The organism is Mycobacterium ulcerans subsp. shinshuense, from assembly GCF_002355775.1.
In the GTDB taxonomy this organism is placed as follows: Bacteria; Actinomycetota; Actinomycetes; order Mycobacteriales; family Mycobacteriaceae; genus Mycobacterium; species Mycobacterium marinum.
Map to the genome: position 1 here is coordinate 2537842 of NZ_AP017624.1, position 15026 is coordinate 2552867.

9 protein-coding genes, 3 pseudogenes and 1 riboswitch are annotated in these 15026 nt (G+C 64.5%); of the genes and pseudogenes, 10 read left to right on the plus strand and 2 right to left on the minus strand.

Translation table 11 applies throughout. From position 1 onward, the window contains the following. The first annotated feature begins 680 nt into the window (after window positions 1–680). From SHTP_RS30010 to SHTP_RS11410, 7 genes and pseudogenes are all read left to right on the plus strand, one after another. Window positions 681–2033 (plus strand): PPE family protein, encoded by a 1353-nt coding sequence (locus SHTP_RS30010; RefSeq protein WP_477497729.1) that lies wholly within the window; start codon window positions 681–683, stop codon window positions 2031–2033. Window positions 2034–2043: 10 nt separating this feature from the next. Then, window positions 2044–3272 (plus strand): annotated as a pseudogene (locus tag SHTP_RS11375) (PPE family protein). A gap of 184 nt (window positions 3273–3456) precedes the next feature. Further along, window positions 3457–3632: riboswitch (M-box (ykoK) riboswitch) on the plus strand. A 480-nt stretch (window positions 3633–4112) separates the two neighbouring features. Continuing rightward, a complete protein-coding gene (locus tag SHTP_RS11385) occupies window positions 4113–5273 on the plus strand; it encodes a PPE family protein (protein WP_157756313.1) in 1161 nt (386 codons plus the stop codon). 1085 nt (window positions 5274–6358) lie between these two features. Beyond that, the gene (locus SHTP_RS11395; RefSeq protein WP_096370646.1) at window positions 6359–7639 is read left to right on the plus strand and encodes a PPE family protein; all 1281 of its coding nucleotides are present in this window, start codon (window positions 6359–6361) and stop codon (window positions 7637–7639) included. Window positions 7640–7725: 86 nt separating this feature from the next. Then, on the plus strand, window positions 7726–9132 hold the full coding sequence (locus tag SHTP_RS11400; protein WP_012394399.1) for a PPE family protein: 1407 nt from the start codon (window positions 7726–7728) through the stop codon (window positions 9130–9132). A 300-nt stretch (window positions 9133–9432) separates the two neighbouring features. Next, entirely contained in the window at window positions 9433–9753 is a 321-nt protein-coding gene (locus tag SHTP_RS11405) for a DUF732 domain-containing protein (protein WP_012394400.1), read from the plus strand. A 207-nt stretch (window positions 9754–9960) separates the two neighbouring features. Next, window positions 9961–10689, plus strand: coding sequence for an MgtC/SapB family protein (locus SHTP_RS11410; protein WP_096370647.1), 729 nt, complete (start codon window positions 9961–9963; stop codon window positions 10687–10689). Window position 10690: 1 nt separating this feature from the next. Here the strand turns inward: SHTP_RS11410 and SHTP_RS11415 are convergent, their stop codons facing one another. Both SHTP_RS11415 and SHTP_RS11420 read right to left on the minus strand, forming a co-directional pair. After that, the gene (locus tag SHTP_RS11415) at window positions 10691–11890 is read right to left on the minus strand and encodes an NAD(P)/FAD-dependent oxidoreductase (protein ID WP_096370648.1); all 1200 of its coding nucleotides are present in this window, start codon (window positions 11888–11890) and stop codon (window positions 10691–10693) included. Then, the gene (locus SHTP_RS11420) at window positions 11887–12417 is read right to left on the minus strand and encodes an alpha/beta hydrolase (RefSeq protein WP_231991396.1); all 531 of its coding nucleotides are present in this window, start codon (window positions 12415–12417) and stop codon (window positions 11887–11889) included. The genes SHTP_RS11415 and SHTP_RS11420 overlap by 4 nt, the downstream gene beginning before the upstream one ends. A gap of 263 nt (window positions 12418–12680) precedes the next feature. On the opposite strand from SHTP_RS11420, the pseudogene SHTP_RS11425 reads away from it, so the two are divergent. From SHTP_RS11425 to SHTP_RS28850, 3 genes and pseudogenes are all read left to right on the plus strand, one after another. After that, window positions 12681–13631, plus strand: a pseudogene (locus SHTP_RS11425) (sterol desaturase family protein). A gap of 120 nt (window positions 13632–13751) precedes the next feature. After that, window positions 13752–14420: an Rv1815 family serine proteinase gene (locus tag SHTP_RS11430; protein ID WP_096370650.1), complete on the plus strand. Its 669-nt coding sequence runs from the start codon at window positions 13752–13754 to the stop codon at window positions 14418–14420. A 191-nt stretch (window positions 14421–14611) separates the two neighbouring features. Next, a pseudogene (locus tag SHTP_RS28850) lies at window positions 14612–15001 on the plus strand (VOC family protein); the annotation flags it as partial. Between the last annotated feature and the right edge of the window lie 25 nt (window positions 15002–15026).

Sequence of the window (15026 nt, forward strand, 5' to 3'; positions counted from 1 at the left end):
TCGGGGGATGCTCCGGGGCGCGCTGGTTCGCCCCGTGGATGGATTGAGATCAACTCGGCTCATCGCGCACCGTTGGGCGGATACGCTATGTCATGCCAAAGCTTGCGCAACACCGGCCGCCCGGTCCAGCAAACACTGTTGGCGGCTTGAACCCGAGTTGCGCAACCACCGCGCACTCCCGTGGGCGCCGGATTGCGACGGGAGGTGGGCGGGACTGAACCAGTTGACAGTGGTTGTGCGAAGTTGGTGACCGTTTCCATCCGATCCGGTCCGGGCAGAAATTCCGCCGTCTGAATCGACTGGCGCCGAGTGCCCGAAGGCACGCGCGAACTGATTGTGCACGTGCCATCGGCAACATCCCGACACCACCACAGCGGCCGAGCCAATAGCCGGGTCGGGCTATCCCAAAGAGGAGAAAGTCCGATGTCTCTTGTCATGACGAGACCGCCAGCCCCGGCACTGCCGGCCGGCAGGCTAGCCAACCAAGGCCCTGCCCCTGTCCGGGGCGAATTGTTTTGGCTGCAATAGAAGTAGCTCTTCCCGCCCCGGGTTTTGGAAGCGCGCGGCGGCAGCCTGAACCTGATCATCGACGGCGTACCGACACCCTCTCGGCGCGCGGGCTTGGATCGCTTGCGCCCATGATGGCCGCGTCGAGTGCGGCCGGGTAGGGGGCGTTGGAGATGGATTTCGCAGCACTGCCACCAGAGATCAATTCGATACGCATGTATTCGGGGCCGGGCTCAGCTCCGATGCTCGCTGCGGTAACAGCCTGGGATGGGCTCGCTGCCGAGTTGCGCTCGACGGCCGCCGCATACGAGACGGTGATCGCCGTGCTAACCGGTGACGGCTGGCTGGGGCCGGCCTCGGAATCGATGGAAGCCGCCGTGTTTCCGTACCTGGCGTGGATGAACATCACCGGAATGCAGGCTGAGCAAACCGCCCGCCAAGCGGCAGCGGCGGCGGGCGCGTTTGAGGCCGCGTTCGCGATGACGGTGCCCCCGGCGCAGGTGGCCGCCAACCGCACTCAGTTGCAGACGCTGGTTGCCACCAATCTTCTGGGGCAGAACACGCCCGCCATCGCCGCTACCGAAGCCGCGTACGGCGAGATGTGGGCTCAGGACGCGGCGGCGATGTATGGCTACGCGGTCGGCTCTGCAGCCGCATCGACGCTGACACAGTTCACCCAGCCGGCGCAGACCACCGATCCAAGCGGGCTGGCCAGTCAGTCGGCGGCGGTCACTCAGGCAGTAGGCAGCACAGTCGGCAACCTCACTCAGACGGAGCTGCCACAACTGATGTCCGCGGTGCCGGCGAGCCTGCAGGGGCTGGCCTCACCAGCGGCCGCATCGCCGATAGACGCCATTCCCGGATCCGGGCTGCTTGCCGCACTGCTGAGTTTCCTGGATGGCAACGACGGGAACCCGTACGGGGTCTTTTTGAACTCGTCATTGGTGAACGGGTTCGTCTCAGCCGGATACGTCAGCCCTGCCGTCGTCGGACCCGCAATCTGGGCCGCAATGGCCGATATCAATGCAGTGGCACTGGGTGCCCAGGAATCGGCCGCGGTACCGCCCATGGGGTCCGGCGAAGGAAATCCGTCGTGGATACCCGCGGCATCACCGGCAAGCCCGGAAAGTTTGCCGGTTCTGGGTGAGGAGACGGCAGCCACGCTGGGGACTGGAGGAATCTCGGCGGGTATGAACCAGGCTGAGCTGGTCGGGCGAATGTCTGTTCCCCAAAGCTGGGCGTGGCAACAGCGGTGGCCAATCACGCCGGTGCGGCAGCCCCGGGCGGCGGCTGGACCAGTACGGCCGTTGTCCCCGAAGCGGCAGTCAGGATGCCCGGCATTCCAGGTATGCCCGCGGGCATTTACGGGCACAGCCTCGGCAATGCCCCCCGGTACGGATTCCGCCCAACGATCATGGGGCGCCCGCCAGCTGCTGGATGACGAGACGGAAGTCACCGTGACATCGACGATCGGTTCCGGGACTGCCGCGGCTACCGAATCTGCCAGCATGACTCCCTCGCGTTGAGGCTCGGGTAATGGTCTTGCCGGCAATGGATTTCGGGGCCCTGCCACCGGAAGTCAACTCCCTGCGCATGTATTCGGGCCGAGGGTCAGCGCCCATGCTCGCCGCTATGGCGACGTGGGATGACGTTTCCGCGGAAATGCTTTTGACGGCAGCGGCATACGAGTCGGTGCTCTCGGCTTTGCTCAGCGACGGCTGGCTGGGGCCAGCTTCGGCGGCTATGGCGGCAGCGGGGGCCCGTATGTGACGTGGCTGAGCGCCACCGGGCTACAGGCCGCGCAGACGGCCGGTCAGGCGGCGGCGGCCGCGGCGGCGTTCGAGGCCGCGTTCGCCATGACGGTGCCGCCGAGTGTGGTTGCGGCGAACCGGGTGCAGTTGCTGACGCTGGTGGCTACCAATTTTCCGGGCATCAACACACCGGCGATCGCGGCTACGGAGGCCGAATACGCCGAGATGTGGGCGCAGGATGCGACAGCCATGTACGGGTATGCGGCCGGTTCCGCGGTGGCATCCACGTTGGAACCATTTTCGGAACCAGCACACACCGCCAGCCGCTCCGGGCTGGCGGGTCAGACCGCGGCGGTTGCCCAGGCGGCGAGTACCGCTATGGGCGGCCTCACGCAGACCGAACTGCCCCAACTCATGTCCGCGGTACCGGCAAGTCTGCAAGGACTCGCCGCACCGGCGGCGGCACCGCTGGACACCATTGCAGGGTCGGGTCTGCTTGCTGACATCCTGAACTTTCTGGACGGCAACGATGGAAACGCCTTCGGGACCTTCTTGAACTCCTCATTGGCAAATGGAGTCATCTCGGCCGGATACACGGCTCCGGGGATCGTCGTGCCCGCCGTGACATCGGCAATGGCCGACGTCAATGCGTTGGCCCTAGACGGCTTACCAGGGATTGCGTTGCCAATTACGGGATCCGATTCCGGCGATGCCGTTTGGACAAGAATGACAGTTCCGCAATCGGGCCTGGGGGGAGTCGCCGCGGGAACCAACCAGGCGACCATGGTGGGTCGACTGTCGGTCCCGCCGAGCTGGGCGGGGACCACCGAAGTGACAGATCATGTCGCCACCGCGCTCCCGGGCGCTGGCACCGCTACCGCCCCGGAGGCGAGTGCGGCGATGCCTGGCGTACCCGGGGTACCTGCTCCGGGCGCCTACGCGCGCAGCTACGGCACCGGACCCCGGTACGGATTCCGGCTGACGATAATGCCGCGCCCGCTCTCGGGCGGCTGAACAACGCGCTTGCACCGAAGCCGGCGGAGTTGCGCCGCTCCGCGTGTGTGACCTGAAGACAGCGAAAAGCGCTGCGATGAAACAAAACCCGGCACACGATGGCGCATCGCCTTACCGGCATGATCGGGCAGCCACGGGCGCGTTGGGTTGACGGTCATCGCTTCGAGTGAAACTATGACCTTTGCAAGCACTTCGCTAGGTGAGGCGTCTGCACGGATACAGGCCACTGACCTCGAACGTCGAAAGACGCCCCGGGTCAGGACAGCTCTTCCCGGCTTAAGGGTTGAGCCCAAGTGGCTTCCGGCTTGAAAGCGTCGGATACGCCGTGTGGTGCCAAAGCTCTGACGAGAGGGGTGCCGCGCTCAGTCGTCGTGCTGGACACTCGCCTCTATGTGCTGTGTGACTGGCACCCCCGCGTGCCCCGGCCCCGAGGAGGTGAGTGCGAAGTGAGTCCCGGTGATAGACCGTATTCTAGACCAACGGCCATTTCGTTTCGATCCGATCCCGGCGCCCTTTTCGTTATCTGACACGGTTTCATCCACGTTTGTTTGATCGGCACGCCTTAGCCTGTGCTGCGGACGTGTAGCTGAAGCGCGCGAAGTTGCGGTATCGGCGCTGTGTCGTCGTGCGTCAGGAGAAGCCCGATGCCATGTGGCCCCTGGACCGATATAAAGCTGGGCCACAACATAATTCGGTGGATAGCGCCCATGTATAGGGCACCGAGCGTGCACCGGAGCGCAATCGGGCGCTAGGGCTACGCAACCCGATGCCCGCCCCGCGTCCCACTCGGCCGTAACGGCCGCCAATGCCATCACAGCCAGGTAGAGAAAGAAGCCAGCGATGACCGCCAGTCTGGATTTCGCCACACTGCCACCCGAAATCAATTCCGCACGTATGTATTCGGGGCCAGGCTCCGCCCCGATGCTTGCCGCAGCCTCAGCCTGGAAGGGCCTGGCTGCGGAGCTTCGCGTCACCGTGTTGTCCTACGACTCAGTGCTCAGGGCGTTGACCGGCGAGGAATGGTACGGCCCGGCGTCGGCCTCGATGGCGGCTGCGGCAGCGCCGTACGTGGCATGGATGAGCACCACCGCCGCGCAGGCTGAGGAGAGTGCGGTACAGGCGGCAGCCGCTGCGGCAGCCTACGAAGCTGCCTTCTCGGCCACCGTGGCGCCCACGGTGATTACAGCTAATCGGGCTCAATTGATGGTGCTGGTCGCGACCAATGTGCTGGGGCAGAATACTCCGGCAATCGCAGCCGTAGAGGCCCAATACTGCGAGATGTGGGCCCAGGACGCCATGGCCATGTACGGCTATGCCGGCTCGTCGGCCGCCGCCACGCGGCTAAGCGAGTTCCTCGAGCCGCAGCACAACACCAATCCGGCTGGGCTGCTGGCACAGCAGTCAACGCTGGCCCAGCTGATGTCGGCAGTTCCCAACGTGTTGCAGGGACTGGCGTCTTCCAACACTTCGGCATCCGCGCCGTCCGGGCTGCTGAGCACGTTGCTGTCCGGCAATGGCCAGTCCTGGCTAGCCACGCTGTGGTCGGAGTTCGGGCCCAACGCCAATATCTGGAACACCATCGCCTCGACCGGCTTTCTGCTGCCGAGCAATATGGTCACCCCCTTTCTCGGCATGCTGGGCACCGCAGCGGTGGCGGATGCGGCCGAGGACGCGCTCGGAACTACGGGTTCTGGCGCGCTCGGCGGTGCGCTTTCCGCGCCGCTCGGGTCCGTCGGTGGCCAGGCCGGGCTGGCGGCCGCGGGCAACGCCGCCATCGTTGGCAAGTTGTCGGTGCCGCCGAGTTGGACGGGGGCAGCTCCACTGGCCAGCCCGCTGGGTTCAGCCCTGGGCGGCACACCGATGGTCGCGCCTCCGCCGACGGCGGCGGCCGGCATGCCCGGCATGCCGGCCGGGAATATGACTGGGCAGCCGTTTGGGCGGGCTTTGCCCCAATACGGCTTCCGCCCCACCTTTGTCGCCCGCCCTCCCGCGGCGGGATAGCTGCGGGGAAATCTGCGGCCGAGGCGAAGTCGGATCACGCAAAGGACATCGTCGACCACGTCCGGTAGTCATGTTGCTCCGTGGGCTGCGGTATTTGCAGCGCACAAGCTTCACGCCCGGCCGCGGGACCGTCCTGGCACGCCGGGCGATGGCCTGCCAGCAAACCTGCAGCAACCAGCCAGTCGAGTAACAGCCGATTGTGAACCTGGTTGCCCGTGAGGTGCGTAACCTTCCTCCGACGCAAGGAGAACGCCCCATGACGAGCAGCCGTCAGTTCGGTGAAGTCGATGCTTACCCGGTCGTCTGGAGCCCCGGCTCCGGCTGATCCGGTACTGCGCCGGTAACTGCCTGCGCCACGGGAGTGGACATCGTTCCCCCTGGCCGTTGGCGCCGTTCGCACCCACGTGTTCAGCAATCAAACTCCTCGCCATCACGCATCAAATCCGGGAGGCCATGCGGCAGCCTTATCCGTTGGTAGCGTCGCACCGTCGGTCATTACGGTGGGTAGCGTGAAATTACTACATGAATTCATATTAGTGAAACTGTAATGCTGGTCTTAGTGGGACATTTCCGCTCGTTCGAGAATGGCGCCGTGCGATTTCTCCTGCAAAATGCAAATATGGACTTGTGTGTCAATAATCGCCCATCGATCGTGTTTGTCCTCTGCGTTGATGGTGAACGCGGCTCCGCCTGGGCGGTGGTTTTCCTTGAGTTGGATTATAACTGTGTCTAGGTGCATAGATAGTGGCGGCAATGCATCGCTGAGCGGAAGCTTCACACGCGCCGCTGGGGTGGTGAGATCGATTTTTAACATCGAGATCACGCGGCGGGAACGCGGTGCAAATATGCCTCATCCAAGATCAACGTCGTATGCGGCCATGGGAGCGCGAATAGTGGCTAGCAAAAGCACGATTTGGGATTTTTTTTCCGCGGGGATATGAGATAGTTTTTGTTGTGGCTCGGTGGATCAATCATTGGAGAGTTCAGGAAGTGGTTAATGAGTTCGATAAGAGCCGAGGCCAGCATCGTGCGGGACTACAGCTTCGTGATTACCCTGGCGTTCAGCTAAGAACCGGAGGTAGCAGATGATTGACTTTGGGGCGCTTCCGCCGGAGGTCAACTCGGGGCGGATGTATGTGGGGCCAGGCGCGGCGCCGCTGATAGCTGCGGCCGCGGCGTGGGACGAGCTGGCCGCCGAGCTGCAATCCATGGCAGCTTCGTATGGCTCAACGGTCCAAGGCTTGACCGTGGCACCGTGGACCGGTGCGTCGTCGATCACGATGGCGGCAGCGGCCGCACCCTACGTGACCTGGATCAATACCACGGGCGTTCAAGCCGAGCAGGCCGCCACCCAGGCGAAGCTGGCCGCCGGCGCGTATGAGACGGCATTTGCGGCCACGGTGCCACCGCCGGTGATCGCGGCCAATCGCGCGTTACTGATGGCGCTGATCGCGACCAACATCTTCGGACAAAACACTCCCGCTATCGCGGCCGCCGAAGCCCAATACCTGGAGATGTGGGCCCAAGACGCGGCGGCAATGTACGCCTATGCCGGCACTGCGGCCGCGGCCTCGGCGCTGACGCCATTTACCGAGCCGCCGCAAACCACGAATCCGGTGGCGGGGGCCGCTCAATCCGCCGCCGTGGCCCAGGCCAGCAGTACCGCCGCCAGCTCAGACGTAGTGTCCCAGCTGGCCGGACTGATCACCTCGGTACCGAATGCGCTGCAAACCCTCGCGACAACGAGCGCCGCACCGACCGCGGCGTCCATCCTGCCCGAGGTGTCCCTGCCTCCATGGCTCGCCACCAAGCTGGCGAACTGGAATACCATCATGGCAACCTTGACCGGGCCATTCTCACTGCAGGGGATCAGTTCGATACCGGGTGGCCCGTTCCTGTCTTTCGGGCAGGTCTACGCCTACGTGCAAAACGCTCAGGGGCTCAACGCCTTCTACAGTCCGAAAGCGATCACCGGGACGCTGGCGCCGCTGGTTCCGGAGATCAGTCCCGGCGGCGTCGGATTGACTTCGGCGTCGGTATCGAACTCGGTATCGGGGACGATGGGGCGCGCCGCCCTGGTGGGCAGCATGTCGGTGCCGCAAGGCTGGACTCAGGCCGCACCCGCGATGCGACTGGTCTCATCGGTGCTATCCACCAACCTGGCGGCCGCGCCGACCGCTGGGCTACCGGGCGAGGCGGGGGTCTTCGGCCAGATGGCGCTGTCCAGCCTCGCCGGACGTGCCATGGGGGCCAGCACGTTTGGTTCGTCCAGTGGGGGTGCCGTGGCGAACTCGCTCGGCGGGGTTGTTGCCGAGGCCGACCCAGCCGCCGCCACCATCATCGTGATCCCGGCGCTCGACGAATAGGACGCCGACTGCCATGAATCACGAGAACTCCTACAGCAGCCCGGCCCGGGCGATCCAGGCACAGAAGTCCAGGTAAGGGGTACCGCATGTTCTATGCAGCGTTTCCGCCGGAGATCAACTCGGGCCGGATGTACACCGGTCCTGGATCGGGGCCGTTGCTGGCCGCCGCGGCAGCCTGGGACGCGGTTGCCGCGGAATTGCAGTCCACGGCCGCCGCGTTTTCCTCGGTGATCGCAAGCCTGACCAGCGGGCCATGGATAGGTCCGTCCTCGCTGGCGATGGCGGCCGCGGTCGCACCCTACGTGACGTGGATGGGCGCCACCGCCGCACAAGCCGCGCAGGCGGCGACACAGGCCACCGCCGCGGCGACCGCCTATGAGACCGCGTTTGCCGCACACGTGCCACCGGTCGAGATCGCGGCCAATCGCGCGCAATTGGCAATGCTGGTGGCCACCAACCTATTCGGCCAGAACACTGCGGCCATCGCCGCGGCCGAGTCGCAATACGCTGAAATGTGGGCACAAGACGCCACCGCGATGGACGGCTACGCCAGCTCGTCGGCGGCCGCCAGCGAAGTCACGCCATTTGCCGAACCACCGCAAGTCGTCAATGCTGCCGGGTTGGCCAGTCAAGCCGCAGTGGTGGGCCAAGCTGCCGCTGCCTCCCCGGCCGCCACCGTGCAGGACCTGCTGGCAACTGGCCCCATCTCCTGGTTACTGCAGTTGGGTGCCGACCTCAGCACCGGCTATACCGCAGCGGTCACCGCGCTGCTGAACGGCCTTTTCGGGCCATCCGGCGCGACGACCTATTTAACGCTGTACAACGCCATCAAGACTCCGCTGAACTTCACCACCGGGTTTAACGACATCGGCCTGCTGATCAACTTCCCCGCCTCGCAGTTCCTCAAGTTCGCCCCGCACCCCGGGCTCGGCCCGCTTCCCAAGGACGCGTTGGGAGGCGGCCTCGGGCTGGCTCCGCACTGGAACCAGGGCACGCTGTTTAGCGCGATACAGCCGGAGGCGATGACGCCGCACTGGGGGCGCGGCACCCTGGTCGGAAAATTGACGGTTCCACCGAGCTGGGCCGCGGCCACGCCGACCATCAGGACCGTAGCCGCCGCGCTGTCGGCCGCCGGACCCGAGGCCGTCCCGGCAGCGGCACTCGGCGAGGGAGGGCTGCTCAGCTCCATGGCAGTGGCGGGCATGCTCGGAAGTGCCTTTGGTGCCGGGGCCCCGGACGCGTACAAACGCGCCGGCGTCCGCAGTCGCCTCACTCCGCTCAAAGACCTCAAAGACGCCACTTCACCGGAAAAGTTGAAACGTCTGGTCGCGCAAATATCGGAGAAGCCCGAAAGTGTCCAGCACCATACTGTCGATCAGGAAGGTCTTGACAGTCTCTTGGAGCAGCTGGCGAAGAAACCCGGTATCCATGCTGTGCACCTGTCCAAAGGCGACAAAGCCAAAGTCGTGCCCACCGATGCGCAGCCAGGCTAGTGGGGAAGTGCAGTTCGACGTTGGAGCTGCCCAATGATGGGCCCCGATGCCGGGATCTCGAAGCGTCTTACCCGCGCTGCGCTGCCACAATCGCGTCACTAGAGCGCCAAATAGCCGGCGCGCCAAGAAGATTGGAACAGCATTCGGGGAATTTCGACCCGCAACGGTGGGCATCATCGATGCCAGTGCCGCATTCCGCTGCGGCAGTGGCTAGACCACACACATTTAACAGCTATGCCCCAGCTCGAGCTGGAATAATTGGCAATAGGCAACTGCTGTGGGATCGGAGAATGGCTAACAATGAAAACGCTATTTGCTCTCCTTGGGCTGTCTGCCATGATTTGGCTGGCCGCGCCCGCGCACGCACACCCTGACGAAGGCGGGGGGGACGACGTCGGCTTTCTTGCCGCACTGCAAAATGCCGGTATCACTTATTCCAACCCGGACCAAGCCATCGGATCGGCCAAGGCGGTGTGCTGGTGTCTGGACGGCGGCGAATCCGGCCTGGAACTGGTTCATGATGTGAAGACCCACAATCCCGGATTCAATATGGAGGCGGCATCGCAGTTCGCTGTGCTGGCGGCGACCTACTACTGTCCGCATCACCTCAGCCACGCCTGATCTAGCAGGTCGCGGCTTTCGGCTCAACCATGCGGCCGAAAACGAAATTGCCCAAATCGCACCGAATGGATCGCCCCTGAGCCGCCGGTAGGTCGTCGCTGAGTACCACTACGATGCGGCCGGTTCGCCTTGACTCCACCTGCCGTTAACCCAGGCGTGCTTAGCTGCCGTCGCCATCGTGCCGGTCAGGAAGGGAGTGCGACGCCAGTGCAGGACCTGAGCGTTGCTGAGTTCACACTTCGACTGGCGGTCGGACTCGGCTGTGGCGCCCTCATCGGCATCGAGCGGCAATGGCGCGCGCGCATGGCCGGGTTGCGCACCAATGCCCTGGTGGCCACCGGAGCCACGCTATTCGTCTTGTACGCCGTCGCGACCGAGGACAGCAGCCCCACCAGGGTCGCGTCCTACGTCGTGTCCGGTATCGGGTTTCTCGGCGGTGGAGTAATCCTGCGGGAGGGATTCAACGTCCGCGGCCTCAACACCGCCGCCACCCTGTGGTGCTCGGCAGCGGTGGGCGTGCTGGCGGCCTCCGGACACTTGATCTTTGCGCTGATCGCTACCGGCACCATCGTCAGCGTTCACTTGCTGGGACGCCCACTGGGCCGACTGATCGACCACGACAACGGGGTCGAAGAGGATGAAGGCCTGCAGCCCTATCGCCTACAGGTTCTCTGCCGCCCCAAGACGGCGAAGTACGCGCGCGCCCAGATCGTCCAACACATCGCCAGAAACGACATCATTCTCCGTGGCATTCACACTGGCCAGGCCAACGACGACAACATCGCGTTGACCGCCCACATCCTTTTGGACGGTCACACGCCCGCCAAGCTAGAGCGGCTGGTGGCCGAGCTGTCCCTACAACCAGGCATCTACGCAGTGCATTGGTACGCAGGTGAGCAGTCCAATCCCGTGCTGCCCGGCACCGAGCCGGACTGACCTACGGCCGGTCCTGTAGGTCCGGAGCGGTGGCTGCCAACAGGTCCGCGCGATCTCGGGTCAGCGGCGGGTGGATCCGCTCAGTGTTGATGGTCTGCTTGGTGGCCTTGGCCTTCGCGCCACGCGACACCACCATCCGGTCCCACCCCTCGGTGTAGACCGCGCCGGCCGGTCCCAGATCGAGAACCGTTACATACCAGGGAATCCGCAGGTTCAGCAGTGGCTCGCCGAACAGGTCGCTGATCACGTTGTAGCCCGCATACCGTCCCATCGGCCGCCCGTGCTGACACGACATCACCGACACGTGGTCGTCGTCCATCTGGGCGGCGGCCACATCGCCCGCGGCGAATATCTCGGGAACCCCAACCACCCGCAGGTAGTCGTCCACCTCGACACGCCCCAGCCGATCACGGTGTACCAGCAGTTGTTCGGCCAGCGAATTTGCGCGCATGCCGGCGCACCACACCACGGTGGCCGCCTCGAGCAGCTCACCCGATGACAGCGCCACGCCAGCCTCGGTGACCGCGGTAACACCGACCGCGGTCCTGGTCTCAACACCGACCTCGGACAACGCTTCCTCGATCACCGGCCGCGCTGACGCACCCATATCCGAGCCGACCACGGGGTTGTGGTCCACCAGTACCACTCGGGGGACGACGGCACTGTGGGCGAACAACTTTGCGAGCCGAGCGGGCAGCTCGCAAGCGGTTTCGATCCCGGTCAACCCGGCTCCCACCACCACGACCGTGGCCGCGGCGGCCGCTGGCGGCCGATCGGCCAGTTGTTGCAGGTGACATTGCAGCCGGACGGCACCCTCATAGGTGTCCACATCGAATCCGAACTCCTGCAGGCCAGGAAGGTCGGGCTTGGCCACCTGACTACCCGAGGCGAGCACCAAGCGGTCGTATTCGTACGTTTGGCCGTCGGCGGTGCGCACTCGGCGTGCCGCGGCGTCGATCCCAACCACCACCGCGGGAATATGTGAGACCCCGGCTGGATCGAGGAGGTCGGCGAGCGGGATCCGACAGGTACTCAGATCGGTTTCGTAGTTGCGAACCCGGATATCGTGAAACGGTTTGGCGCTCAACACCGTAATGTCGACGGACCCGGGCGGTACGGCGAGCTCCTCGACTCGCCGCGCGGCGCCCAGGGCCGCCCACAGTCCCGCGAAACCAGAACCAATCACCAGTACCCGGCTCAACCGCTCAGCCCCTCGCTCATCCGGGCCAGCGCCGCGGCCGCATCGTGGCCCGGCATCAGCATCCACACGTGTAAACCTCTGTCGCGTTCATACCATCCGATGTCGAGCCCCTCGTCAGCGGCGCGCTCCCGCAACGCGCGCGCATCGGGATTGAGCACGTCATGAGTCCCAGTGAATATCGTCAGCCGGGGCAAGCAGATCAGCGGGCCGACGCTCGGGCTCAGCAGGGGAGTGCCCAGCGGATCTCCGCCCGCGTACCGCAGTCCCGCGTACCGCAGTCCCGCGTCGCGCAGCGCATGGCACAGCGCGAACGCCATCCCGCCCCCGGCCGGATCACCTCTGAACGCAACCGAATTCGGGTCACTGGTCTGCAAAATCCGGTGATAGAGCCGCAAGAGGAACGGGAACACCTTGCGGTAGGTGAGTTCGGGGGCGATGGGGTAGATCGGCACCGTCATGGTGCGGCGCAGGGTGTTGGCGAATCTTGCAATCGCGGGCCAGTGGAAATGAGGCAACAGATCCGGCACGTACCCGCCGCCGTGCAGACATAGCAGGTGAGGTTCGATCCCGCTTCCCCGGACAGTCGCGGGCTGACCTCATAGACCGTGGGTGGGCGGCCCAGCGGTCCAGCCCGGCAACGGGAAACAGTCGGCAGCGCCGACCGGAGGCGCGTAACAGAGCCGGTAGGGCATGCTGGGCTTGCGCGGCGGGCCGTCCATGGCGCTACCTCCACGATTGCCGGGCCTTTTGGCCCTGGGACGGCAAACCGGATATCAGTAGTCTGTCTAACGTGAGTGCTCTACCAGGCTTCCTCGCCGTCTTGCCCGGCGAAATGCGCGATCCGGTGTTGTTCGCCATCCCATTTTTTCTGTTCCTGTTGACGGTCGAATGGGCGGCCGCTCGCAAGCTGGAAAAACTCGAGGCAGGCGCCACCGAAACACCGCGGCCGGTATCGGGCTCCTACCACACCCGCGATTCCGTCGCGAGCATCTCGATGGGCCTGGTATCACTGGTCACCATCGCTTTCTGGAAGACGCTGGCCTTGCTGGGTTACGCGGCCATCTACACCTATGTCGCCCCGTGGCATCTTTCGCCGGGGCGCTGGTACACCTGGGTCATTGCGATCGTGGGCGTCGACCTGCTGTATTACACCTATCACCGCATCGCTCACCGAGTCCGGTTGATCTGGGCCACTCACCAGGCACATCACTCCAGCGAATATTTCAACATTGCCACCGCGTTGCGGCAGAAATGGAACAACAGCGGCGAGGTGCTCATGTGGGTTCCGTTGCCGCTGTTGGGGTTACCGCCCTGGATGGTGTTCTTCGGGTTTTCGGTGAGCTTGATCTAGCAGTTCTGGGTGCACACCGAGCGAATCAACAAGCTGCCACGCTGGTTCGAGTTCATTTTCAACACTCCGTCGCATCACCGGGTGCACCATGGGATGGACCAGATGTACCTGGACAAGAACTACGGGGGCATCCTGATCATCTGGGACCGGCTGTTCCGCAGCTTCCAGGCGGAGACCGCTCGGCCGCACTACGGACTGACCAAACCGGTCGACACGTTCAACATCTGGAAGCTGCAGACGCGTGAGTATGTGGCGATTGCTCGCGATTGGCGATCGGCGACAAGGCTGCGTGACCGGCTAGGCTACGCGTTTGGGCCGCCGGGGTGGCAACCGTCGACGACGGCAACACCTCGGGCCGAGGATGCAGCCACTGTGACCACGTCTGGCTAGCGTCCGACTTAGCCGATGTAACGGCCGGGGGGCCGTTTACGAAAAGTTATTCGTCAAGTCGAGATACGCCGTAACGTCTAACTGTGGTCGGCATTGCGCCGGCCCCGAAGGGTAGATTCCATGGCTCGCCGCCTGGCATTGCGTGCTTTCGCCGTATCAGCCACGACCGCGGCCCTCGCGTTCGCGTGGGCGCCGGCCGCACGTGCCGAACCGCCGCTGGTGTTCCCCGGCATGGAGATCCACCAGGACAACCACGTCTGCACCCTGGCCTGGGTCGATCCCGCGATGCACATGGCCTTTACCGCGGGGCACTGCCGAGGCGACGGACCAGTCACCGACCGGGGCAACGCCATCATCGGGCAGCTGCGGGCCTTCCGCGACAACACACCCAGCGGTACCACGGTGGCCACCGATCAGACGATCGAAGACTACGAAGCGATCATGCTGGTTGATGGGGTGCGGATCAGCAACATCATGCCGGGGGGACGCCCCTTGACCTCAAACCCGGGTCTCGCGCTGCAACCTGGCCAAGCGGTCTGCCATTTCGGCATCACCACCGGGGAAACGTGCGGGACCGTCGAGAGCGTCAACAATGGGTGGTTCACCATGACCGGTGGCGTCGAAAGTCAGCGGGGTGACTCCGGCGGACCCGTCTACCTTGCCGGCGCAGGGCCAGGGCAGCTGGTGGGGATCTTTAACAGCATCTGGGGCGATTTTCCCGCCGCGGTCTCCTGGCAGCGCACCTCTGACGAGATGCGCCAGGATCTCGGAGTGCCGTTTGCCGGCTAAAACGCCCGCGGTCGCGCTTCGGCCGGAATCCCGGAGTCGCTGACACCGCTGCGTCCGACCGACCACCTACCCGCGCCGCTCGCCGAATTAGAACGTGTTCACCTGGGCCCGGCGTTACCGCCACTAGTGACGATGGCAAAGTTACTCTGCGCTCTTTCTGGGCTCAGCGGGCTGAGCTATCCTGCGAGACGATGAACCTTTCTGTCCGGTCGCCGACACAGATTGCGTGGGTCACCCCGGATCTGGATGCTACAGAAGCAGCGCTCACAGGCTTATTGGGCGCTCGCAAGTGGGTGCGGATACCCGATGTGCACTTTGCTCCGGACAGCTGCAGCTATCGCGGCAAGCCCGCCGACTTTGTCGCGAGTATCTCCCTGAGCTATCTCGGCGACATGCAGCTGGAGCTGATCTCTCCGGTCCGCGGAGAGAATATCTATAGTGACTTTCTGCGCGATTGCGGGCCGGGCCTGCATCACATCTGTCTGGAGGTCGAGGGCCCCGAGCAGCTTGAGATCGCACTGGCCGAGGCCGCTGACCACGGCGCCAGCGTGGTCCAGCGCGGCTCGATGCCGGGGGGAATTCAGTTCGCCTACGTCGCGGCACCAC